Annotated in this window: 21 protein-coding genes; 17 read left to right on the top strand and 4 right to left on the bottom strand. The window is 41.9% G+C overall.

Annotation, left to right across the window (positions count from 1 at the left end; all coding sequences use genetic code 11):
• Window positions 1-203: 203 nt before the first annotated feature.
• From BLL40_RS02305 to yihA, 5 genes are all read left to right on the top strand, one after another.
• A complete protein-coding gene (locus BLL40_RS02305; RefSeq protein WP_073710276.1) occupies window positions 204-1,175 on the top strand; it encodes a tetratricopeptide repeat protein in 972 nt (323 codons plus the stop codon).
• A gap of 120 nt (window positions 1,176-1,295) precedes the next feature.
• Window positions 1,296-2,582 (top strand): trigger factor, encoded by a 1,287-nt coding sequence (gene tig / locus BLL40_RS02300; RefSeq protein ID WP_073710275.1) that lies wholly within the window; start codon window positions 1,296-1,298, stop codon window positions 2,580-2,582.
• A gap of 194 nt (window positions 2,583-2,776) precedes the next feature.
• Window positions 2,777-4,042 carry an ATP-dependent protease ATP-binding subunit ClpX gene (gene clpX, locus BLL40_RS02295; RefSeq protein WP_073710274.1) on the top strand — a complete coding sequence of 422 codons (1,266 nt, stop codon included), beginning with the start codon at window positions 2,777-2,779 and terminating at the stop codon, window positions 4,040-4,042.
• A 155-nt stretch (window positions 4,043-4,197) separates the two neighbouring features.
• On the top strand, window positions 4,198-6,522 hold the full coding sequence (gene lon, locus BLL40_RS02290) for an endopeptidase La (protein WP_073710273.1): 2,325 nt from the start codon (window positions 4,198-4,200) through the stop codon (window positions 6,520-6,522).
• On the top strand, window positions 6,519-7,145 hold the full coding sequence (yihA, locus tag BLL40_RS02285; RefSeq protein WP_073710272.1) for a ribosome biogenesis GTP-binding protein YihA/YsxC: 627 nt from the start codon (window positions 6,519-6,521) through the stop codon (window positions 7,143-7,145). Before lon ends, yihA begins: the two co-directional genes overlap by 4 nt.
• 74 nt (window positions 7,146-7,219) lie before the next feature.
• On the opposite strand, the gene BLL40_RS02280 is transcribed toward yihA, so the two are convergent.
• Window positions 7,220-7,726, bottom strand: coding sequence for a hypothetical protein (locus tag BLL40_RS02280; protein ID WP_342743108.1), 507 nt, complete (start codon window positions 7,724-7,726; stop codon window positions 7,220-7,222).
• 311 nt (window positions 7,727-8,037) lie between these two features.
• Here BLL40_RS02280 and hemA point away from each other — a divergent pair, with 311 nt between their 5' ends.
• From hemA to hemL, 6 genes are read left to right on the top strand one after another with little or no spacing between them, the layout of a single operon-like run.
• A complete protein-coding gene (gene hemA / locus BLL40_RS02275) occupies window positions 8,038-9,384 on the top strand; it encodes a glutamyl-tRNA reductase (protein WP_073710271.1) in 1,347 nt (448 codons plus the stop codon).
• Window positions 9,385-9,397: 13 nt separating this feature from the next.
• Window positions 9,398-10,231, top strand: a complete 834-nt coding sequence (locus BLL40_RS02270) for a cytochrome C assembly family protein (RefSeq protein ID WP_073710270.1) — start codon at window positions 9,398-9,400, stop codon at window positions 10,229-10,231.
• A gap of 31 nt (window positions 10,232-10,262) precedes the next feature.
• Window positions 10,263-11,189, top strand: a complete 927-nt coding sequence (gene hemC / locus BLL40_RS02265) for a hydroxymethylbilane synthase (RefSeq protein ID WP_073710269.1) — start codon at window positions 10,263-10,265, stop codon at window positions 11,187-11,189.
• A 2-nt stretch (window positions 11,190-11,191) separates the two neighbouring features.
• On the top strand, window positions 11,192-11,959 hold the full coding sequence (locus BLL40_RS02260; RefSeq protein WP_073710389.1) for a uroporphyrinogen-III synthase: 768 nt from the start codon (window positions 11,192-11,194) through the stop codon (window positions 11,957-11,959).
• 5 nt (window positions 11,960-11,964) lie between these two features.
• Window positions 11,965-12,942 (top strand): porphobilinogen synthase, encoded by a 978-nt coding sequence (gene hemB, locus BLL40_RS02255; protein WP_173799876.1) that lies wholly within the window; start codon window positions 11,965-11,967, stop codon window positions 12,940-12,942.
• 18 nt (window positions 12,943-12,960) lie between these two features.
• The gene (hemL, locus tag BLL40_RS02250) at window positions 12,961-14,250 is read left to right on the top strand and encodes a glutamate-1-semialdehyde 2,1-aminomutase (RefSeq protein ID WP_073710267.1); all 1,290 of its coding nucleotides are present in this window, start codon (window positions 12,961-12,963) and stop codon (window positions 14,248-14,250) included.
• A 152-nt stretch (window positions 14,251-14,402) separates the two neighbouring features.
• Here hemL and BLL40_RS02245 read toward each other — a convergent pair whose 3' ends face one another.
• Window positions 14,403-15,305 (bottom strand): MerR family transcriptional regulator, encoded by a 903-nt coding sequence (locus tag BLL40_RS02245; protein ID WP_073710388.1) that lies wholly within the window; start codon window positions 15,303-15,305, stop codon window positions 14,403-14,405.
• 190 nt (window positions 15,306-15,495) lie between these two features.
• Here BLL40_RS02245 and BLL40_RS17055 point away from each other — a divergent pair, with 190 nt between their 5' ends.
• Entirely contained in the window at window positions 15,496-15,957 is a 462-nt protein-coding gene (locus tag BLL40_RS17055; protein WP_143180074.1) for a hypothetical protein, read from the top strand.
• Between the two features lie 28 nt (window positions 15,958-15,985).
• Here BLL40_RS17055 and BLL40_RS02235 read toward each other — a convergent pair whose 3' ends face one another.
• Window positions 15,986-16,969, bottom strand: coding sequence for an EAL domain-containing protein (locus tag BLL40_RS02235; RefSeq protein ID WP_073710266.1), 984 nt, complete (start codon window positions 16,967-16,969; stop codon window positions 15,986-15,988).
• A gap of 179 nt (window positions 16,970-17,148) precedes the next feature.
• Between BLL40_RS02235 and BLL40_RS02230 the strand changes: the two genes are divergently transcribed.
• From BLL40_RS02230 to BLL40_RS02215, 4 genes are all read left to right on the top strand, one after another.
• On the top strand, window positions 17,149-18,465 hold the full coding sequence (locus tag BLL40_RS02230) for a globin-coupled sensor protein (protein WP_095532811.1): 1,317 nt from the start codon (window positions 17,149-17,151) through the stop codon (window positions 18,463-18,465).
• A 63-nt stretch (window positions 18,466-18,528) separates the two neighbouring features.
• Entirely contained in the window at window positions 18,529-19,596 is a 1,068-nt protein-coding gene (locus BLL40_RS02225) for an ABC transporter permease (RefSeq protein ID WP_073710265.1), read from the top strand.
• 3 nt (window positions 19,597-19,599) lie between these two features.
• Window positions 19,600-20,289 carry an ABC transporter ATP-binding protein gene (locus tag BLL40_RS02220; RefSeq protein WP_073710264.1) on the top strand — a complete coding sequence of 230 codons (690 nt, stop codon included), beginning with the start codon at window positions 19,600-19,602 and terminating at the stop codon, window positions 20,287-20,289.
• 295 nt (window positions 20,290-20,584) lie between these two features.
• Window positions 20,585-21,199, top strand: coding sequence for a hypothetical protein (locus BLL40_RS02215; RefSeq protein ID WP_073710263.1), 615 nt, complete (start codon window positions 20,585-20,587; stop codon window positions 21,197-21,199).
• Here BLL40_RS02215 and BLL40_RS02210 read toward each other — a convergent pair.
• Window positions 21,159-21,344 (bottom strand): hypothetical protein, encoded by a 186-nt coding sequence (locus BLL40_RS02210; protein WP_083566206.1) that lies wholly within the window; start codon window positions 21,342-21,344, stop codon window positions 21,159-21,161. The genes BLL40_RS02215 and BLL40_RS02210 overlap by 41 nt on opposite strands.
• A 197-nt stretch (window positions 21,345-21,541) precedes the next feature.
• Between BLL40_RS02210 and BLL40_RS02205 the strand changes: the two genes are divergently transcribed.
• Window positions 21,542-24,187, top strand: a complete 2,646-nt coding sequence (locus BLL40_RS02205; protein WP_073710262.1) for a valine--tRNA ligase — start codon at window positions 21,542-21,544, stop codon at window positions 24,185-24,187.
• Window positions 24,188-24,241: the final 54 nt, after the last annotated feature.

The following is a 24,241-nucleotide window of genomic DNA, read 5'->3' as shown; positions in this document are numbered from 1 at the left end:
GAACAGTGTTACAAATAAATGCCTTTGTATGAGCAGATAGACATGTTCAACGTCGGTCGGGGGTTCGAATCCCTTCTAGGACGCCATACGTAAGAAATCGAGAAGGCGGTCTGACACGTAATGATGCGGATCGTCTTTTTTCTGTTCTTTCGATTTATCGCGTGCTACACTTTATTTATTAAAAACACGGAGCGGGTGAAAAAATGAAAAAGAAAAAGCGCGTCAAAGATGGCAATGTGATTCAATTTCCGGGCACGCTAGGTCATCTAGAAAGACAGGGACAGTCGGCACTTGAAGAAAAGCGATTTGATGATGCGATCCGTCTATACACAGAAGCACTCCGTTTTAACACAGACGGCTCCGAAGAGCTCAAAATGGCATTGCTTATTGCGTATCATGAAAGCGGAAGCTATGATGAAGGGATTCAATTGTCAAGAAGTATGCTTCATGCCGGTGAAGGGCACTATTTTGATGTGCTCGATTTGCACGTCCTGATGCTTATTCAAAAAAAATGTTATCAAGAAGTGGCGGATGCGTTAGGTGTTCTTCTTGAAGAAGGGCTGCCCCCAGATCGGTATGAACATTTTGCTCATTTAAAAGCGCTCGCTGATCGGATGAGTGTGAAACAGAATTTTCCGTCAGCCGCCCTGTTTAAACAAGAGGATACGATGCAGGATAAAATGATGAAACTTGCGGAACTTGCGTCGCTGGATGCATCGCTGGATGCATCGCCTTATGAAACAGAATTGATCAAATTACTTGCAAATACGAAAGAGCATCCTTTTGTTCAATCGATGTCGCTTGAACTGCTTCGTGAAATGGGTACTGCTCAACATATAACCGTTCGGAAATTTCATTTTGAAAAAGAGATTATTCCATTGCTGACAGACGAAGTGTTCACACGCCCTTATTATAAGGAAACATCCGCACATCTTGATCAAACGATAGGCCAGGAAAATCCGGTTTTATTTGAGCAAGCAATGGAATTAATCAAGCAGCAGTTGTTTTTAATGCATCCATTTGATCCGGAAGTAGAACCATTTGTTTGGGCGGATGCTGCCGTTCTCCATATTGAATCGAGCTATCGTTCCGTGAACGTGTCCTCTAGTGTTGATCCAGAGACGGGGAAGGCCCTGTCGTTTATGAAAGAACTCGACGAAATTTTATCCTTTTAGTTGAAAGAAAGTAGCTATATGGTATAATGTAAAAGTCGTATTGTGTCCTTTTTGTATCAGAAAGAATATACATAAGGCGAACGTTCATCTTTATTAATAGATTGTTGGAGGGAATTTTTTATGTCTGCAAAGTGGGAAAAATTAGAAGGGAACCAGGGAGTACTCACTGTTGAAGTTGATGCTGAAACAGTTAAAAAAGGACTTGACACTGCGTTCCAAAAAGTCGTAAAAACAATTAATGTACCGGGCTTTCGTAAAGGTAAAATGCCTCGCCCGTTGTTCGAACAACGTTTCGGCGTTGAATCACTTTATCAGGATGCGATCGATGCGATTCTTCCAGAAGCATATGGAAATGCGATCGACGAAGCGGGAATTGATCCTGTTGACCGCCCTGAAATCGATGTAGAGCAATTCGAAAAAGGCAAACCATTTATCTTCAAAGCGACTGTTACAGTGAAGCCTGAAGTGAAACTGGGTGAATACAAAGGCCTTGAAGTAGAAAAAGAGAGCACAGATGTAACAGATGAAGACGTTCAAAACGAACTTCAAGGTCTTCAAAAGCGTCACGCTGAGCTAGTTGTAAAAGAAGATGGCGCTGTTGAAAATGAAGACACTGTTGTAATCGATTTTGAAGGATTTGTTAACGGTGAAGCGTTCGAAGGCGGACAAGCTGAAAACTATTCAATCGTTATCGGTTCTGGTACATTCATTCCGGGGTTTGAAGAACAGCTTATTGGCATGAAAACAGGTGAAGAAAAAGAAGTAGAAGTGACATTCCCTGAAGAATACCATGCGGAAGAGCTTGCGGGTCAGCCTGCTGTATTCAAAGTGAAACTTCATGAAGTAAAAGCACAGGAACTTCCTGAGTTAACTGATGATTTCGCGAAAGAAACAGACGAAGAAGTGGAAACACTTGATGCGTTGACAGAAAAAATTAAAGAACGACTAGCTGAGCAAAAGCAAAGCGCTTCTGAACAAAAGTTGCGTGATGACCTTGTTGAACAAGCGGTAGCGAATGCAGAATCTGATGTTCCTGATGTCATGATCAACAGTGAAATCGACCGTATGCTTCAAGAGTTTACACAAAACCTTTCAATGCAAGGTATGAACCTTGATCTTTATTACCAGTTTTCAGGTCAATCAGAAGCAGACCTTCGTGCACAAATGAAAGAAAATGCTGCAACGCGCGTGCGCACAAGCTTAACGCTTGAAGCAATTGCTGTTGCTGAAAACCTTGAGCCAACAGATGAAGATGTAGAAGCTGAAGTAAATAAAATGGCTGAGCAATTCGGTCTTTCAAAAGAAGATATTCAAAAAGCACTTGGCAGCCTTGATGGCATGAAAGCAGACTTGAAAATTCGCAAAGCAGTTGAATTTCTTGTCGAAAACAGCAAAACTAGTGCATAATAAAAGAACAAACTGACAAGGTACGACTCGATCGTGCCTTGTTTTCTACCATAAAACATGCGAAAAAGGCTTTTTCGTTTTTGTTTTATGGCAAATATGCTACAATGCGATACATAACTTACTTAAGGGGTAGTCAAAAAGTCGGTCTACTGAATTTTTCCGGCTGCACCAACATAGCATAAGGGGTGAACTAAATGTTTAAATTTAATGAAGAAAAAGGACAGCTAAAATGTTCGTTTTGCGGCAAATCACAGGATCAGGTGCGTAAACTCGTAGCTGGGCCAGGTGTATATATTTGCGACGAGTGTATTGAGCTTTGCACAGAAATCGTGGAAGAAGAGCTTGGTACAGAAGAAGAAGTTGAGTTTAAAGATGTACCGAAACCGACGCAAATTCGTGAAATATTAGGTGAATATGTTATCGGTCAGGAACGGGCGAAAAAATCGCTCGCTGTTGCCGTTTATAATCATTATAAGCGCATCAACTCTAACAGCAAAGTGGATGATGTAGAGTTGTCTAAATCAAACATTTGCTTAATCGGACCGACAGGAAGCGGTAAAACACTTCTTGCACAGACGCTTGCCCGTATTTTGAATGTACCATTTGCGATTGCAGATGCAACATCTTTAACAGAAGCAGGATATGTTGGTGAAGACGTTGAAAATATTTTATTGAAGTTAATTCAAGCGGCTGATTATGATGTGGAAAAAGCTGAAAAAGGTATTATTTATATCGATGAAATTGATAAAGTAGCCCGTAAATCGGAAAACCCGTCTATTACACGTGATGTTTCCGGTGAAGGGGTACAGCAAGCGCTTCTGAAAATTTTGGAAGGTACGGTCGCAAGCGTGCCGCCCCAAGGTGGACGCAAACATCCGCATCAGGAATTTATCCAGATTGATACGACAAATATCCTCTTCATTTGTGGCGGAGCATTTGATGGTGTTGAACAAATTATTAAACGCCGTCTCGGTCAAAAGGTGATTGGTTTTGGATCTGATACGAAAAAAGAAGAAGTAGAAGACAAATCACTTCTTTCTCATCTACTTCCAGAAGATTTGCTTCGTTTCGGCCTAATTCCAGAGTTTATCGGTCGTCTTCCGGTTATTTCAAGTCTTGAGCAGCTTGATGAAAGTGCACTTATTGAGATTTTGACGAAACCGAAAAATGCCCTTGTGAAGCAATATCAGAAAATGCTTGAGCTTGATGATGTTGAGCTTGAATTTGAAGAAGATGCACTTCGCGAAATTGCAAAAAAAGCAATTGAACGTAAAACAGGCGCGCGTGGACTTCGTTCTATTATTGAAAGCATTATGCTTGAAGTGATGTATGACCTGCCTTCGCGTGATGAAATTAAAAAGTGTGTCATTACAAGCGAAGCTGTGACCGATCACGTATCACCACGTCTTTTGGACGAAAATGGTAACGAAGTCGGTTCAGCTGATAAAACATCTGCATAATAAGGTGTTTTAAGGAGGGACAGTGCCTATTTAGGCGCTGTCCCTTCTTTTTCATCGACATCATTAGTCATTTTACGATAAGATAAGATAAAAGAAAGAGAAGCACCCCGGTGTTATATATGCTGGGTTGGTTTTTTTGCAGGGAGGGATATGTCATGAAGGCAGAAACAATGTACACAGTACCGCTTTTGCCGCTGCGCGGGATGCACGTGTACCCGACAATGGTACTTCATCTCGATGTTGGCCGCGATCGTTCCATTGAAGCGTTAGAGACCGCAATGATGAATGATCAGCTTGTTTTCTTATCCGCACAAAAGGATCCAGAACTCGATGACCCATCTGGAGAAGATGTATATGAGGTGGGTACTCTGACAAAAGTGAAACAGATGTTGAAGCTTCCGAACGGAACGATTCGGGTTCTCGTAGAAGGGCTCAACCGTGGAAAATTAATTTCCGTCGTTGACCAGACATCTTTTTACGAAGCAGTCGTTGAAGTTCATGAAGAAGAAAACGAAAAAGATGCCGAAATAGAAGCGCTTATGAGAATGCTTTTGAAGCAGTTTGAACAATACGTAAAACTGTCGAAAAAAGGTTCTTCTGATACGTTAAGCTCCGTTTCAGATATTGAAGAACCAGGCAGACTAGCTGATATTGCTACATCGCATATTTCACTTAAAGTGAAAGAAAAACAGGAAATTTTAGCAACATTTTCAGTAAAGGCACGTCTTGAGCGTCTCATCTCACTTTTACAAAATGAACGTGAAGTACTGAATTTAGAGAAAAAAATCGGTCAGCGTGTGAAAACGTCGATGGAAAAAACGCAAAAAGAATATTATTTACGAGAGCAGATGAAAGCAATTCAGCAGGAACTAGGCGATAAAGAAGGCAAAGTGTCTGAAGTGGAAGAGCTGACTGTGCGTATTTTAGCAGCGGCTATGCCGGAACATGTTGAAAAAGCAGCATTGAAAGAACTGGAACGCTATGAAAAAATACCACAAAGTGCAGCGGAAAGTGCTGTCATTCGCAACTACGTAGAGTGGCTTATCGTGCTGCCGTGGTCAAACGCAACTGAAGATGATCTGGATGTAATCAAAGCAGAAGATGTCTTAAACCGCGATCATTATGGTCTTGAAAAAGTGAAAGAGCGCGTGCTTGAGTTTTTAGCGGTTCGTCAATTAACGCAGACGCTGCGCGGTCCAATCCTTTGTCTTGGAGGGCCGCCAGGTGTCGGGAAAACAAGTTTGGCCCGTTCTATTGCCGAATCACTTGGACGTAATTTTGTTCGTATTTCACTTGGCGGTGTTCGCGATGAATCTGAAATTCGTGGTCACCGGCGTACATACGTCGGTGCAATGCCAGGACGGATCATTCAAGGAATGAAAAAAGCAGGTACTATCAATCCGGTTTTTTTACTGGATGAAATTGATAAATTGTCGAACGATTTTCGCGGAGACCCGTCATCTGCGCTTCTTGAAGTACTCGATCCGGAACAAAATGCAAACTTCAGCGATCACTATATTGAAGAAACCTATGATTTGTCGAATGTGATGTTCATTGCGACAGCGAATGATCTAAGTGCAATTCCGGGACCTTTGCGCGATCGGATGGAAATTATTTCGATTGCTGGTTATACGGAAGTAGAAAAAGTTCATATTGCAAAAGATCATTTATTTCCGAAACAAGTAAAAGAAAATGGATTAACAGGTAATCAAATTCGTTTGAAAGAAGAAGCCATTCTTGATATCGTTCGCTACTACACGCGTGAAGCGGGTGTTCGTAGTCTTGAGCGTCAGCTGGCAGCTATTTGCCGAAAAGCAGCAAAGAAAATTGTGTCTGGCGAGAATAAGCGGGTCTCCGTTACGAATAAAAATTTGCAGGAGTATTTAGGCAAACGCATTTTTCGTTATGGTCAGGCGGATACAGAAGATCAAGTTGGTGTGGCGAACGGTCTGGCGTATACGACAGTCGGTGGCGATACATTGCAAATTGAAGTATCCCTTTCACCTGGAAAAGGCAAACTGATTTTGACTGGTAAGCTTGGTGACGTGATGAAAGAATCGGCCCAGACTGCATTCAGTTATGTGCGTTCTAAAGCAACCGAGCTTGGGATTGAAGCGAATTTCCATGAGCATCATGATATTCACATTCATGTTCCAGAAGGTGCAGTCCCAAAAGATGGTCCATCTGCCGGTATTACGATGGCTGTTGCACTCATTTCTGCTTTAACGGGCCGCCCAGTGCGCCGTGACGTCGGGATGACGGGTGAAATTACACTGCGTGGACGTGTCTTGCCAATTGGCGGTGTAAAAGAAAAATCACTCGGTGCGCATCGTGCAGGACTAAAAACAATTATTTTACCAAAGGATAATGAAAAAGATATCGATGATGTGCCAAAAAGTATCCGGGAGGGACTGACATTTTTAACAGTTTCAACGATGGATGAAGTGCTGGACATCGCGATCGGAGGAAGCAATAAATGAAAGTAAATAACGTAGAACTGGTCATCAGTGCAGCGAAACCACATCAATATCCGGATATTGGATTGCCAGAGTTTGCACTGGCTGGCCGTTCAAATGTTGGGAAGTCATCATTTATTAATCGGATGATCGGCCGAAAAAGTATGGCGCGTATTTCATCGAAACCAGGGAAAACGCAGACACTCAATTTTTATAAAATTGAAGACACTCTGTTTTTCGTCGATGTTCCGGGTTATGGTTATGCGAAAGTGGCGAAGACGGAACGAGCATTATGGGGCCAAATGATTGAAACATATATGGCGAATCGTCCGCAGCTTGCGGCATGTATCCACATTGTTGATTTGCGGCATGCACCATCAGCAGATGATGTCGTGATGTATGACTTTTTGAAGCACAACGAAATTCCAGCGATTGTTATTGCGACGAAAGCGGATAAAATTCCAAAAGGCAAGTGGCAGAAGCATTTAAAAGTCGTCAAAGAAACACTTGACTTTGATCCACTTGATGAAATCATTGTCTTTTCATCCGAAACAGGGCTTGGAAAAGAGGAAGTGTGGAAAGCTGTTAAAAGAAGAATGTACAATGACAAAGAATATGAAAAAGCGAATCGTGAAGAAAATGAGTAAAAAAGCTGTTCCCGTTCATGGGGACAGCTTTTTCTTACTGATCAGAAATAAACATAAACAAACGACACAGGTCATCAATATTTCGATGATTTTCCTACACTCTTCTTTATAAATAGTAAATATCCGCCGGCTGCAATTAAAATGAACGGCCAGAACTGCCAGATGGCGAATGCTTTTTCTTCAAGAAGTCCGAACCAGCTCGTGATGGTATCGTAAAACAGCGCTACGGCAGCCAGCATTAAAAAAAGAATGCCATGAAACAAACCGCTGCCTGTTTTTTGATACTGTAATAAAAAACCAAGTGCAATCATTAAAATAAACACGCCAGTGTCATTGGCCCACCATCCGAGGTAGTCGATCACATAAAAATGAAGGCCAAATCCAGTTAACACAGTACCTGACAAAATGCCGTTCCCGTCACTTTTATAGCCTTCTGTCAAAAATGCGATACCTGTAATGAGTAAAAGTGCCGGCCAGCCAAGATAAGGTTTTATCCATAAAATAGCGGACTGCTGGAAAAAAAAGTACAAGCCGAATCCGATTAAAATCAGTCCTGGAAAAATACGCTGTCCATTCATCATCAACGTCCCCGCTTTCCAAATGATTCTGTTGCAAAAATCGTTTCTTTTTGATAATGTTTATAATGTAGAGGCCCACAGGATGTGGGTCACAAAGAAGTTGCGACAGGACGTCGCGGTCTTAGTCTTTGATCTTTTAAAAGGACGTGGGTCACAAAGATGTTGCGACAGGACGTCGCGGTGTTAAGTCTTTGACCTTTTAAAAAAAGTACTTTCTTTAATGTTAGCATATGTTCACAATTCGTGAATGAGAAAAATGATTTAAGTGTGGTATACTAAGAACAACAATGATTCGTTTTCGGGGGTGCAGTAACATGCATATCATTACGGTGGGATTAAATTATAAAACAGCCCCGGTAGCAATTCGCGAGCGTCTCTCTTTTCAAGAAGATGTACTTGCAGCAGCAATGACAGAGCTCCAAAAACAAAAAAGTGTGCTCGAAAATGTCATTATCTCGACGTGCAACCGTACTGAAATCTACGCGGTCGTTGATCAGTTGCATACCGGTCGTTATTATATTAAAGAATTTTTATCTAAATGGTTTCACATCGCACAGGAAGAATTTACGCCTTACTTGTTTATTTATGAACAGGAAGCGGCGGTTGAGCATCTTTTTCGCGTTGCAGCAGGTTTAAATTCAATGGTGCTTGGGGAAACACAAATACTCGGACAAGTTCGTCAAAGCTTTTTGCAGTCGCAGGAGATGAACACAACAGGCACCGTTTTTAATCAATTATTTAAACAAGCCATCACGCTTGCTAAACGTGCACATGCAGAAACAGAAATCGGTGCAAATGCCGTATCGGTAAGTTATGCAGCAGTTGAACTCGCAAAGAAAATTTTCGGGAAACTTGACGGGCGTCATATACTCGTTATTGGTGCCGGAAAGATGGGTGAACTTGCGATTAAAAACTTGCATGGAAGCGGTGCAACAAAAGTGACGGTTATGAACCGGACATTTGAAAAAGCGGAAACGCTTGCTAATCGTTTTGACGGGCAGGCTAAGACGATGAACGAACTGCAATGTGCGCTCGTTGAAGCAGATATTTTAATCAGTTCAACAGGATCAAAAGAATATGTCATTACGAAAGAATTAATGACAAGCGTGCAAAAAATGCGGAAAGGACGCCCGCTCTTTATGGTAGATATTGCAGTTCCGCGTGATATTTCCCCGGAACTTGCCGATCTCGACAGCGTCTTTTTATATGATATTGATGATTTAGAAGGCATTGTGCAGGCGAACCTGGCTGAACGCGAAAAAGCGGCGGCCAACATCGGTCTTATGATTGAAGGAGAAATCGTCGCGTTTAACGAATGGGTTAACCTGCTTGGTGTCGTGCCTGTTATTTCTGCTCTCCGTCACAAGGCATTAGCGATTCAGGCAGAAACGATGGAAAGCCTTGACCGCAAGCTGCCGCATATGAGCGAGCGTGACCGGAAAGTGTTAAGCAAGCATACAAAAAGCATCGTTAATCAAATGTTGAAAGATCCTATCTTGCAGGCGAAGGAACTTGCAGGCGATAAGCGTGCGGCGGAGAAGCTTGATCTATTCATGCAAATCTTCAATATTGAAGAAGATGTGAAAGGATTAAAGCAATCGCAGGCAAAAGAAAAGGAACGCGTTCAGGCAGTTCATGCAAAGCCGTTACTCCAGTTTTAAGTGAGGTTACGCAATGTTTGAACAGGGAATGACACGGCTTCATGAACTAATGATTATTTTATACGCAGTAAGCGTATTGCTCTATTTCCTTGATTTTGTACAACGAAACAAGAAGGCGAATAAAATCGCCTTCTGGATTTTATCGATTGTTTGGAGCCTTCAAACAATTTTTTTATGTCTTTACATGTATAACACTGGAAGACTACCGGTCCTCACATTATTTGAGGGACTTTATTTTTATGCATGGGTATTATTAACAATGTCACTTGTTTTAAATAAGTTACTTCGAATGGACTTTACCGTTCTTTTTACGAATGTGATCGGATTTTTAATTATGACAATCCATACATTTGCCCCGGTACAAGTGGAATCGGAGGCGGCGGCGGAAAAGCTTGTTTCGGAACTTTTACTTATTCATATTACGATGGCGATTTTATCATACGGTGCTTTTTCTCTTTCATTCATTTTTTCAGCACTATATTTACTTCAATATCGTCTGCTAAAAACGAAAAAATGGAATGAGCGTCTCTGGCGTCTTGGTGATCTCGGTCAGCTTCAAAAGTTGTCAGTCGTCTTAAATGCAATAGGTGTACCACTTCTCATGCTCAGTCTTATTCTTGGACTCGTATGGAAAACAATTAAATTGCCGGATGTTAGTTGGTTTGATTTGAAAATTATTGCATCATTTGTTTTACTATTGATATACAGTATTTTTTTATATGTAAAAGTACGAAAAGAATGCTCAGGAAGAACGCTTGCATTTATTAATGCGGCAGCGTTTTTCATTATTTTAATTAACTTTTTCCTCGGAAGCCGGCTGTCCACATTCCATTTCTGGTATTCGTGACATCCGGCTTTCGGTCTAGATGGAGGGTATTATGCGGAAAATTATTGTCGGATCAAGAAGAAGCCGTCTCGCGTTAACGCAGACGAATCAAGTTATCGATCAGTTGAAAACATTGTCACCTGAGACTGAATTTGAAGTGAAAGAAATTGTGACAAAAGGCGATCGGATTTTAGATGTCACACTATCTAAAGTCGGCGGCAAAGGCCTTTTTGTAAAAGAAATCGAGCAAGCAATGTTTGATCATGAAATCGATTTGGCTGTTCACAGCATGAAAGATATGCCGGCTGAACTTCCCGAAGGTCTTGTGATTGGTGCAGTACCAGAACGAGAGGACCCAAGAGATGCTTTTATTTCAAAAGGGCATGTAAAGTTTCACGACTTACCGGCCGGTTCAATTATAGGTACAAGCAGCCTTCGCCGCAGTGCTCAGCTGTTGGCTGTACGTCCTGACATTGAAATTAAATGGATTCGCGGCAACATTGATACGCGTCTTCAAAAGCTAGAAAATGAAGAATATGATGCGATTATTTTAGCAGCAGCCGGTCTTGCACGCATGGGCTGGTCATCTGATATCGTCACAGAATTTTTGGATGAAGGCTTGTCCATTCCTGCGGTTGGGCAAGGCGCACTTGCGATTGAATGCCGTGAAAATGATACGGAACTTCTTAACTTGTTAGCAAAATATACGTGCGAAAACACGAAAAAAACGACGACGGCAGAGCGTGCTTTTTTAGCGGCTGTCAATGGCGGATGCCAAGTACCGGTTGCAGGATTTGCCACAGCAGGTGATAAAACGATCTCTTTAACAGCACTTGTTGCGTCACCAGATGGCAAGACGATTCTAAAAGAAACTGTTGAAGGCCATGACGCAGAGCAAGTCGGTTTAGAAGCGGCTCGTCTATTAAAAGAACGCGGCGCTGTTGACTTAATTGAAGCAGCGAGAGCAGAATCAGAGTGAATATGGATCATCCGTTATCAGGAAAACGAATTGCTGTAACGCGTCCTGCGGGACAGGCGGCATCGTTTATTGATAAAATAGAAAAAGCGGGCGGCACAGCATACGCGGTGCCGCTGATCGCGTTTAGAATGTATGAAAACGTTCGGGACGAAGTTGTATTAAATCAGCTATTTACATATGACTGGATCATCATCACGAGTAAAAATGGTGTTGATTTTTTTATGAAGAAAGTGGAAAAGACAGGCGTGGATATAAAATCCATACCGGCTAAATTTGCGGCGATTGGAACAAAAACGGCTGAATCACTTGAGCGGTACGGTATAACGGTGTCCTATATTCCAAAGCGGTTTTCCGCAGATGATCTAGCAGAAGACATAGAAACAGGCCGGTTTGCGCCCAAAAATGCGCTTATTCCGAAAGGAAATCTTGCCCGTGACGTAATTAGTGAGACAATTCGCAAAACAGGAGCGGCAGCAGATGACTGGATTGTGTACGAAACGTATTTTCCGGAAAAAGAAAAAGCATCATTGCTTCATCTTATCCAGCATGAACAAATTGATATGTATACCTTTACGAGTCCGTCTGCTGTCCGTCACTTTATTCACACGTTAAACGAAGCAGAAGAGCCAATTCCAGAGGCTGACTTTGCCTGTATTGGACCGGTAACAAAAAAAGAAGCTGAGAAATATGGAATGAAAATTTCGATCTGTCCGGAGGAGTATACAACGGCTTCACTTGTTTCTGACATGATCTATTATTACGAGGAGTGAAAACAATGACAAATGAATTTGCAAGACACCGGCGCTTGCGCCAAAGCGCCAATATGCGTGCACTAGTACGGGAAACAGTGTTAAGTGTAAATGATTTTATTTATCCGTTATTTGTTGCAGAAGGAGAAAGTGTCCGGAATGAAGTATCTTCTATGCCAGGTGTGTTCCAGCTTTCCATTGATAACTTGAAAGCAGAATTCGATGAAATCGTCAACTTAGGCATTAAATCGGTCATTTTATTCGGTTTACCGATTGAGAAAGACGATGTTGGGACAGGTGCTTATCACAATCATGGGATCGTCCAACAGGCGACGCGTTATATTAAAGAACAGTATCCAGATTTGCTTGTCATCGCGGATACGTGCCTTTGTGAATATACAGATCATGGCCATTGCGGCATTGTCGAAAGCGGTAACGTGTTAAATGATCCGTCGCTTGATTTGCTTGTGAAAACGGCGGTAAGCCAGGCGGAAGCGGGTGCAGATATTATCGCGCCTTCGAACATGATGGATGGCTTCGTGACGGCGATCCGCCAAGGACTTGATGCAGCGGGCTATGCGCACATTCCAATCATGTCTTATGCTGTTAAATATTCATCTGCGTTTTATGGACCGTTCCGTGAAGCAGCCGATTCTACGCCGCAGTTTGGCGATCGGAAAACGTATCAAATGGACCCGGCAAATCGCCGTGAAGCGATGCGTGAAGCAGCGGCTGATATAGAGCAGGGAGCGGACTTCTTAATTGTTAAGCCGGCTCTCTCTTATCTTGATATTATTCGTGACGTACGCAATGAATTTGACGCACCGGTTGTGGCATACAACGTAAGCGGCGAATACGCCATGGTGAAAGCTGCCGCATTGAATGGATGGGTGGATGAAAAAGCGATTGTACTGGAAAAATTAACGAGTATGAAGCGGGCAGGTGCTGACTTAATCATGACGTATCATGCAAAAGATGCAGCGCGCTGGCTTAGCGAACAATAATTGGAAGGGGAGACATATATGCGTTCATTTGAAAAATCGAAAGCAGCGTTTGAAAAAGCCGTCAACATGATGCCGGGCGGTGTAAACAGTCCAGTTCGTGCGTTTAAATCAGTTAACATAGATCCAATCTTTATGGAGCGCGGCAAAGGCTCACGTATTTATGATATTGATGGCAATGAGTATATTGACTACGTATTATCATGGGGGCCTCTGATTCTTGGCCATACGGACGAACATGTAGTGGAAGCGTTGAAAAAAACAGCAGAAACGGGTACAAGTTTTGGGGCATCGACGTTACTTGAAAATGAAATGGCTGAACTTGTCATTGAACGTGTTCCATCCATTGAAGTGGTCCGTATGGTTTCAAGCGGTACAGAGGCAACCATGAGTGCCCTTCGCCTTGCACGCGGCTACACAGGAAGAAACAAAATTTTGAAATTTGAAGGATGCTATCACGGACACGGCGATTCGCTGTTAATCAAAGCGGGATCTGGCGTAGCAACACTCGGTTTGCCCGACAGCCCGGGTGTTCCAGACAGTGTGGCGAAAAATACGATTACAGTACCTTACAACGATTTAGAAAGCGTTCGTTACGCGTTTGAACAATTTGGAAATGATATCGCTTGTATCATCGTTGAACCGGTTGCTGGTAACATGGGTGTCGTTCCGCCTCAGCCTGGTTTCCTTGAAGGGCTGCGTGACGTCACAGAACAATATGGCGCATTACTCATTTTCGATGAAGTAATGACTGGTTTCCGTGTCGGCTACAACTGCGCACAAGGTCATTTTGACGTTACGCCGGATCTTACATGTCTCGGCAAAGTGATCGGCGGCGGTCTGCCTGTTGGAGCGTACGGAGGGAAAGCAGAAATCATGAATCAAATCGCTCCAGCCGGCCCGATTTATCAAGCGGGTACATTATCCGGTAATCCGATGGCGATGACAGCGGGGATTGAAACACTTCGCCAGCTCACGCCGGAATCGTACGATGAATTTGCGCGTAAAGCAGACTTGCTTGAAAAAGGATTGACAGAAGCAGCGCGAAAACAAGGCATTCCAATTACATTCAACCGTGCTGGCTCGATGATCGGCTTTTTCTTCCATGAGGGACCTGTTCGAAACTACGACGATGCAAAAAACTCTGACCTCGCTTTATTTGCGGATTATTACCGTGAAATGGCACTGGAAGGTGTTTTCCTGCCGCCGTCTCAATTTGAAGGACTATTTTTATCAACAGCTCATTCAGATGAAGACATTGAAAAAACAATTGCAGCCGCTGAAAAAGCATTCAGCCGGTTGAAAAAATAATTTATTAGAAGAGTTGTTTCTATAACGTAGATGTAATGAAATGACCTCGGCGTCTTGTGGCCGAGGTCATTTCGTTTTTGATTTAGATTTTACATATCGCATAGGAAAAAAGAGAACAATCCACAGGCTGCCAATAAACTAGAAGCAAAGTCTTAATTGATAATATCTTCGATTGAGTCGGTCACATGGATTGCACGTAAAGTCATACCTACAGTGTATTGTATGGAGCCGCTGCCGCCAAGATAGAAATCTATTTCCTTATTTTTGGAAGCGAATTCATCAAGGCTTTTTAAAAGATTGGGATCCTTTTCAAAAGGGATCGTCGTTGTGGCAGAGAGCAGGACTTTAGTAGGTTTGAGTTTTCGCACGAGCGATTCGATAGAGCCGGGAGCAGGAGAAGCTCCGATCAATATCGTTTTCCATCCTTTTAACATAAATTGCAGCAAAATGATATGCAAAGGTATTTCATGACGCTCATATGGAAGACATGCGCCTAAAATTAAAGAAGCATCATCCCTGCATTGATAGTTTCGACGGATTTGCACTAAAAAGTCCCGTACGACAAGACTTGAGATAGACTCTTGATATTCATCCCACTCGCCTTTTCCCCATCTATTTCCGACTTCTTTTAAAAAAGGAATGACGACAGATGTTAAAAACATAGCTAATCCTAAATGATGATAGGCTTGTTGTAACACGAGGTGTAATTCTAATTCGTCACAGTGAGTACCTTTTTCGAGAAGTTGAAAGACATAGTCATTCAGCTCTTCATAATGTAGGATCGATTCTTGATCAATCGAGAGATCTATCGTTTCGTTATCCTCTTTAACGATCACAACGGCTTGTCTAATTGAGTATCCCTTCTCGGAAAGTGTTTTGACTTTCAAAAGGATGTTTACATCTTTTTCACTATAAACTCTATAACCATTTGCTAATCTCTCCGGTTGTACAAGTTCATACCTCTCTTCCCATTTGCGGATGACTTGTTTTGAAAGCCCTGTCACATCTGCAACTTGTTGTATATAATAAGGCCCGCTTGCACGAGATTGATTCATGATTTTCATCCTTTCCATCATTGACTCCGATAGTACAAACCTTGTTTCGTATAAGCTTAAGCAGAGCAAATAGACAAATGTTGTACATTGTTAACGAAATAACATTATACAATACTATAACGTTTAAGCGAAACTATGATATAAATAAAAGAAATAATTCAATACGAAATAGGAAAGAAGGGAAGGGTTAATGATGTTGAACGAGCGACTAATACGAAAAGCTAGTCTATCTGGATTGATCGCAGGTATGATTTTAGCTGTATTCTTAAAAATGGTGGAGCAAACAACTCATTATAAAGTATATACACTTTTATTGAATGTCGATTATATCCCTATTCTCAAGCGATATACTTTTTCTGAATTTGTTGAAGTCGCGTTCCATCTCATCATTTCTATCGGATTAAGTGTGTGTCTGTACTTCGCAATAAGTTACATGAACATAACCTCCCATAAAAGAATAATTTCATTGTGCGTGTCTGTTTGTATAATAATCGGTCTCATTCTTTTTCCGACGACAGCTTTATCTGACAGGACACCTTCCATCACAAGTATGCCCGCTTTTTCTTATTGGTTAGCAGGTCACGTTGTGTACGGATATACGTTAGGCTTTTTAGTAGCAAGGTGGAAAACACGACATTTGAATAGAAAATGAGTGGGAGACGTTCAAACTGGCTCCTTTGCTATGCGCGGATGGGAGCCGGTTTTCCGAATAAATAACCTTGAAAGAGCTTATACCCACATTTTTTTAACCATACAAAATCGTCCCTGTCTTCAATTCCTTCTGCAAGAGGAATGGCGCCAACCTGTATGGCTGAATTCCATATCTTTCTAGCAGTCATCTGCTTAACTGGATCTGAAGAAATGCCTTGCACGAACTGCATGTCCAGCTTCATGTAATGTGGAGCCAATTGTTCCAACACTTCAACTGTGCTGAACCCTTCACCGACATCATCTAATGCATAATGAAATCCTTTCTCCCTGTAATACATTAATATTCTTTTTAAATGCTCCAGATCGCTCACTCTTTCTGTCTCCACTACTTCAAATACAAATCGGGAAGGTTCGATCCCGAGTTGGCCAGCGAGCTGAGCGGTCGATTTCAAACAATGTTCCGGTGAGTAAATAGAAGTTGGAATAAAGTTAATAAATACTTTCTTATCGACCATTGCGGCACTTCGAACAGCCGTCATCCGGCAAACACGGTCTAAAGCATACATCCGGTTGCGGTTTTTAGCTGCCGAGAAAACATGATAGGGAGCCACGGCTTGACCTGAATGATCTTCAAAGCGAGATAACATTTCATACGCGTAAACTTGCTCGTTCGTATCCACGATCGGTTGGATATGACATGTCACCAACTGTTCAAGGATGACCGTATCAATCCATTGGAATTCAAGCAATTCTACGACCTCTTGGATTGGTCTCCAATCACGCTCATCAATTCGAAATGAAATGTCCTTTAAATTCATATTGTCAGAGAAATAATCAAACAATCCAGCAACAGCAGCTTCTTTTACAACTAATCCATTATTACTGCCGTTAATCAGCAGTTTGTTCTTTTCGAGATAGGTGCGTATTTGCGGGATGTGATGCAAATTTTCTTGCCCGGAAAAGCGGATTTGATAGTAAAGTGCTGACGGATCACATGCTTTACATTGGTACATGTACGTTCCTCCAAACTATTTTTGTTTTTTTTATCATATAGCAAAATGGTTGATTTGTATAATCTTTTTATTCATACATTATACAAACATTTGACATAAATATAGTTTACTGTTATTAATAAGAGATAAGAAAGAATCATTTCTAGGATCATAATTATAATGAGCAGGAGGGATGAACGTTGGATAGACTTTTTAAATGGAAGAGTAATAGGAAAGAGAAGCAGTCCGTTTTGGGACAAGGACAACTGCTGAAACCAATGCCGACAATTGATTTGCATACGTATCCGGAATTAAAAAAGCAGATGGATTTGATCGAATTAACGGCACAAGATTTAGCACTTGTAAAATCATTTCAGCCGCTTGTAAGAGAACAGATCGATGAAATTGTATCTGTCTTTTATGACAAAGTGTTAGCGGTTCCATCGTTGCGCCAAATAATCGAGGAGCGCAGCACGATAGAGCGATTAAAGCAAATGTTGCGCACATATATTATAGAGATGTTCGATGGAGAGATTGACGAGGCATCGATCCAAAAGCGGATGAAAGTGGCACAGATGCATTTTAAGATTGGTTTAGAACCTAAGTGGTACATGGGTACGTTCCAACAAGTGCAAGAAGCCATTATCCGATTGATCAATAGAGAACTGTCTGTAAACGACATGCAGGAAAAGGCGATGTTAACCGTTTCAAAGCTGATCAACTTTGAAATGCAAATTGTTTTGGAAGAATATGAAAGAGAAAATATCAAATTGCGTGAATCGCAATATGACATTGTGAAAACCGAGCTGAAAAGTAAAATCTCTTCAATTAGCGAAGATTTAGCCAACCTGACAGTAGAAACGAATACATCCGTCAAACAAGTGGACGTACATGCCGGCAGGGTGCGTGAGAGCATCCATTTAAATGTAGAAAGTGTAAGACGAATCCAATCGGATGCTACCGAAGGAAATGAAATGGTTAAACAATTGAAATCACAAATGAAGTTTATTACGGGCGGGACAGAACAGATGGGGGAAATTATAGGGCAGCTTAAATCATCCTCCGATCAAATTATAAACATTATCATCATGGTGAAACAGATCGCCGAACAAACAAACTTATTGGCGCTGAACGCATCGATTGAGGCGGCGCGGGCGGGTGAACATGGAAATGGATTCGCAGTAGTCGCCCAAGAAGTCCGAAAATTGGCTGAGCAGTCTAAACAGTCGGTCGAGCAAATTACCAGTCTTGTTCATATGTCCACTGAACTGACGAATCAGGCTGTTGACACGATCTTTGATGTAAAAAAAAGCGTTGTACTCGGATTAGAAAGCTCTACAGAAACACAAACAAAGTTTAGGGAAATACTTCATTCAATTGAGGAAAATGATCGGCACATTAATCGTGTGGAGGAGGATGTAATGGAACTTGTTCAGGTAATTAAAGCGATTGGCAACGATACGAAGAACGTAGCCACAACTGCTGAAAGTCTTCATCACACGGCCACTCAACTATAAACAGCCATTCCAGATATTTGATGGATCGATCATTAATTTAATAAATTAATAGGATGTGAAACGATGTTTTTAGCTTGGAATGAAATAAAAAAGAATAAATTACGCTTTACGTTAATTACAGGTGTTTTAATGCTTGTCTCGTACTTAGTTTTCTTTTTATCTGGTCTTGCTACGGGTCTTGAAAGTTTGAATAGAGAATCAGTGGATAAATGGGAAGCGACAGCGATCATTTTAACTGAAGAATCGGATAAAAGTTTGCCTCAATCTTCAATGACGCTCGATGAGTTGAACGGTGTCGATGCAAAAGAAAGTGCCGTAATTGGTCAAATAAATGCCATCGCCGCAAATGGTGATCAAAAGAATAATGTGTCAATTTTCGGCATTGAGAAAGATGAATTTATTATGCCGAATGTAACGGAAGGCAAAGAATTTTCGAATACAAATGAAGTCATTGCCAGCGATTCATTAAAAGAAGATGGATTTAAACTAGGCGATAACTTACAACTATCATCTACAGAAGAACGCCTAACCATTGTTGGTTTTACAGATGAGGCACGTTTTAATGGAGCTCCTGTTCTTTATGGGGATTTATCTACTTTTCATCGAGTTAAATATGGCGAAGCCGCTGAACTAAATGCAGATCAAATAAACGGTATTGTTGTTCGGACAGATGGTCTCTCTTCTATTACTCAAAATGATGCACTGGAAGTAAGTGAGATCGAAACATTCATCCGAAATTTACCTGGTTATACGGAACAAAATTTAACGTTAAACTTTATGATTTATTTCTTGTTTGCTATTTCATCTGTCATTGTGGCCATTTTCTTATACGTCTTGACTGTTCAAAAAATAAGTATGTTTGGCGTCATGAAAGCACAAGGTATTTCAAATAGATATTTATCTCAATCGGTCATTGCTCAAACATTTATTTTAGCCGCCATTGGTGTAACGGTTGGTTTTGTATTAACGCTTATTTCAGGCGCTTTTTTACCAAGTGCGGTACCTGTGTCTTTTGATCTTGCAACAATGATTCTGTATGGACTAATACTGATCATCGTTGCAATACTAGGTGCTGTATTTTCTGTACTAACTATTGTGAAAATTGATCCATTAAAAGCGATAGGAGGCTAAATGATGGCTATTTTAGAATTAAATCAAGTAAAGAAGTCATTTGGCACAGGCCATAAAAAAGTAGAGGCACTTAAAGAAACAAATTTTCAAGCGAATAAGGGGGAATTAGTCGCTGTCATTGGTCCGTCAGGTTCGGGGAAAAGCACTTTTCTGACGATTGCAGGAGGTTTGCAAACCCCATCTAGCGGTGACATTATCATTAATAATCAAAACCTCACGGCGTTAAACGAAAAGAAGCGTTCTAAGATTAGGTTAAAAGAGATAGGTTTTATCTTACAGTCTTCTAATTTAATACCATTTCTGACGGTGGATATGCAAATGAAGCTATTAGATAAAGTGAAAAAAGGAAACATGACGAAAGAAGAATTGGAGCAGCTTTATGAAGATTTAGGCATTGGCGACCTTCGCAGCAAATACCCCGTCGATCTATCAGGAGGTGAACGTCAGCGGGCAGCTATAGCAAAAGCATTATACAGCAATCCATCGATTATTCTAGCAGATGAACCGACAGCATCACTTGACTCTGATCGTGCTTACGAAGTGATGGAACTTTTAAAAAGTGAAACAAAGAATAAAAATACAACGACCATTGTCGTCACTCATGACATCCGCTTAATCGGTTATTGTGACAAAGTGTATAATATGACAGACGGTGTCCTGACGTTAGAAAAAGAGAAACAGGCGGTTGAATGAACAAATAAAACAGTATCTAACGTAATGAAAGAAACGTTTTGAACAATCGTGTGAGGCCATCTTGGACAAACCCCATTTAATCGGAATGATACCGCAGCTCCAATCATAAAATAAGAAGCAGGATAAAGTGAAACTTCATTCAATGGGATTTTTCAACATCTCATTGAATGGTAGTTGAACCAATCGGGCTTTTACGGGCAGTTGATTCCCAAAGCGAAGCCTTCTGTTCTTTTTGATATTCTGAAGTGGGAATCTTACTGCCCGTTAATGCGGGATAAAAAAGGAGCTGATTTTGGTGGACGAATTATTTTTCGTATCCATTGAAGAAGGTGTCGTGTTCCCAGATGGAGAAAATGTGGAAGAATTGCTATCGATCTCGCTTGACCCACAAGTGACAATGGACTCAAATGAACGAGGCACGGCACTTACAGGTACAATTGAAGTGACGGGTGAATACTGCATCGCGACGGAAGAAGAAGAAAACATTCGGCAATTTTTCCGGCACATACCTGTTCATGCGTTTATCCCGCCAGATCGGCAACTAGCGGATGACACGGAGATTCAAATTCACTCATTTGATTACGACGTACAAAAGCCCGACCGTTTAGTGCTTACAGCCGAGCTCGCCGTTGCGGTTTCTCTGAAGGAAGAAGAAACGGTGTTTGAATTTGACTCACACGCAAATGAAGAACACGAAGATCATGTAGAAGAAGCGTCTGTCGAAGAGCCCGCTAGTATTGTAGAAGAAGCGTCTGTACAAGTTCAAAAAGGACACACAGAAGAGCCATCTATATTCAGCTGGCTCGAAGAACGGTCTGAACATCAGGCCGAATGGCGATTTTCAATCGAGCCGTCGGGCGATGTTGCACTTATATCCACTCAAGATGAAGTGCCGCCGCAAGAAGAATGAGAAGAGCCAGCAAAATGACGTCCATCGTTGTCGGGAAAAATAACGTGCGGAGTCCTTGAAAGCAGCATAACGGAATAATGATCCCGCATGCGATGCAACGGCAGCGCCGGAGCCAGGGCGGCCACCGATCATAATGACGCATCATAATTTATACACCTGCCTTTTTCATATTGTATGTAAAAAAGGAGGAAACGTGTGTGCAAGCATTGACGGGATTCGTCTATTTCGGATAAGATAATGGTATCAAAAGAAAAGTGTGGACCTGGAAAAGGTGGTACCGTGAACAATCCTCTTCGTCCTTTTCAAGACGAGAGGCTTTTTTTTGTTAAGGAGGAAAAATGAATGTTACAACAAAATGAAACAACGATGCCGACAAAATACGATCCAAAGACAATCGAAAAAGGACGATATGATTGGTGGACAGCCGGCCGATTTTTCGAAGCGAAAAGCGATGAAACAAAAGAGCCGTATACAATCGTTATCCCGCCGCCAAACGTAACAGGGAAATTGCACCTTGGCCATGCGTGGGATACGACACTGCAAGATATTTTAACGCGAATGAAGCGCATGCAAGGCTACGATGTACTCTGGCTACCAGGGATGGATCACGCAGGCATTGCGACGCAGGCGAAAGTCGAACAAAAGCTGAAAGACGAAGGAACGACACGTTATGACCTGGGCCGCGAGAAATTTTTAGAGGAATCGTGGAAGTGGAAAGAAGAATATGCGGCTCACATTCGCGAACAGTGGGCGAAACTAGGCCTCGGCCTTGATTACAGCCGCGAGCGCTTTACACTTGATGAAGGCTTGTCAAAAGCGGTTCGTGAAGTATTTGTGAAGCTATATGAAAAAGGATTAATTTACCGGGGCGAATACATTATTAACTGGGACCCGTCGACGAAAACGGCGCTGTCTGATATTGAAGTCATTTATAAAGACGTACAAGGTGCGTTTTATCATATGAAATATCCGCTAAAAGACGGTTCAGGCTATATTGAAGTGGCGACGACGCGTCCAGAAACGATGCTTGGCGATACAGCCGTTGCCGTTCATCCGAAAGACGACCGTTACAAGCATTTAATCGGCAAACATGTCGTGCTGCCAATAACAGGGCGTATTATTCCGATTGTTGGGGATGATTATGTTGATCAAGAATTTGGAAGCGGTGCAGTAAAAATTACGCCGGCGCATGACCCGAATGACTTTGAAATCGGTAACCGCCACAATTTATCGCGTATTCTTGTCATGAATGAAGATGGCACAATGAATGAGGAAGCAGGCAAATATAACGGTCTTGATCGTTTTGACTGCCGGAAACAAATTGTAAAAGACTTGCAAGATGAAGGTGTTCTATTCAAAATTGAAGAGCATCTTCATTCAGTTGGTCATTCTGAGCGGAGCGGAGCGGTCGTTGAGCCATATTTATCGACGCAATGGTTTGTGAAAATGGCACCGCTTGCTAGTGCTGCTGTTGATTTGCAAAAAACAGAAGAAAAAGTGAATTTTGTACCAGATCGTTTTGAGAAAACGTATTTGCACTGGATGGATAACATTCGTGATTGGTGTATTTCTCGTCAATTATGGTGGGGCCATCGTATTCCAGCCTGGTATCACAAAGAAACAGGTGAAGTGTATGTCGGGCACGAGGAACCGACTGACGCTGAAAACTGGGAACAAGATAACGACGTACTGGATACATGGTTCTCATCTGCACTGTGGCCATTTTCAACGATGGGCTGGCCGGATACAGAAGCGATCGATTTCAAACGCCATTACCCGACGGCCGCACTCGTAACAGGCTATGATATTATTTTCTTCTGGGTATCACGTATGATTTTCCAGGGACTTGAGTTTACAGGTAAACGTCCGTTTAATGATGTGCTAATTCACGGTCTCGTCCGTGATGCAGAAGGCCGCAAAATGTCGAAATCACTAGGCAATGGTGTTGATCCGATGGAAGTCATCGATCAATATGGCGCTGATTCACTGCGTTATTTCCTAGCGACAGGCAGCTCGCCGGGCCAAGATTTACGCTACACAACGGAAAAGGTAGAAGCGACTTGGAACTTTGCCAATAAAATTTGGAATGCCTCCCGTTTTGCTTTGATGAATATGAATGGCATGACGTATGATCAGATTGATTTGTCTGGTAAAAAATCCGTGGCGGACGAGTGGATATTAACCCGTTTGAACGAAACGATTGACAACGTGACGCATTTGTCTGAGAAATATGAATTTGGTGAGGTCGGCCGTACACTTTATAACTTCATTTGGGATGATTTCTGTGACTGGTACATTGAAATGGCGAAATTGCCATTGTACGGAGAAGATGAGCAAGCGAAGCAAATGACGCGTTCTGTTCTTGCATACGTGCTTGATCACACGATGCGTCTACTGCATCCATTTATGCCATTCATTACAGAAGAAATTTGGCAAAACTTGCCGCATGAAGGCGAAACGATTGTGGAAGCGAAATGGCCAGTAGCTGATCATTCTTTAACAAATAAAGAAGCGGCTACGGACATGAAATTGCTTGTCGATATCATTCGCGCTGTGCGTAACATCCGTGCGGAAGTAAACACACCAATGAGCAAAAAAGTGCCCCTCGTCATTAAAGCGAAAGATGAGTCTGTTTTGTCTACATTGACAGAAAACCGCTATTACATCGAGCGCTTTTGTAATCCGGACGAGCTTGTTATTGAACCGAATCCAGAAACTCCGGAGAAGTCCATGACCGCTGTTGTCACAGGAGCTGAATTATTTATGCCGCTTGCAGGGCTTCTCAATTTAGACGAAGAAATTGCTCGTCTTGAAAAAGAAAAAGCAAAATGGCAGTCAGAGGTAGACCGTGTGTTGAAGAAACTTTCGAATGAGCGGTTTATGTCAAAAGCTCCGCAAAAAGTGGTAGAGGAAGAACGTGCGAAAGAAGCAGATTACCGTATGAAACTTGCCGCTGTTGAAGCACGCATTGAAGATTTAAAGAATTAAGAAGCAGAAAAAGGCGGATCGCTCTGCAGAGCGGATTCGTCTTTTTCGTACATA

The sequence above is a fragment of the Domibacillus mangrovi genome (assembly GCF_001906925.1).
Taxonomy (GTDB): Bacteria; Bacillota; Bacilli; order Bacillales; family Domibacillaceae; genus Domibacillus; species Domibacillus mangrovi.
This window is presented reverse-complemented; position numbering and strand designations above follow the sequence as displayed.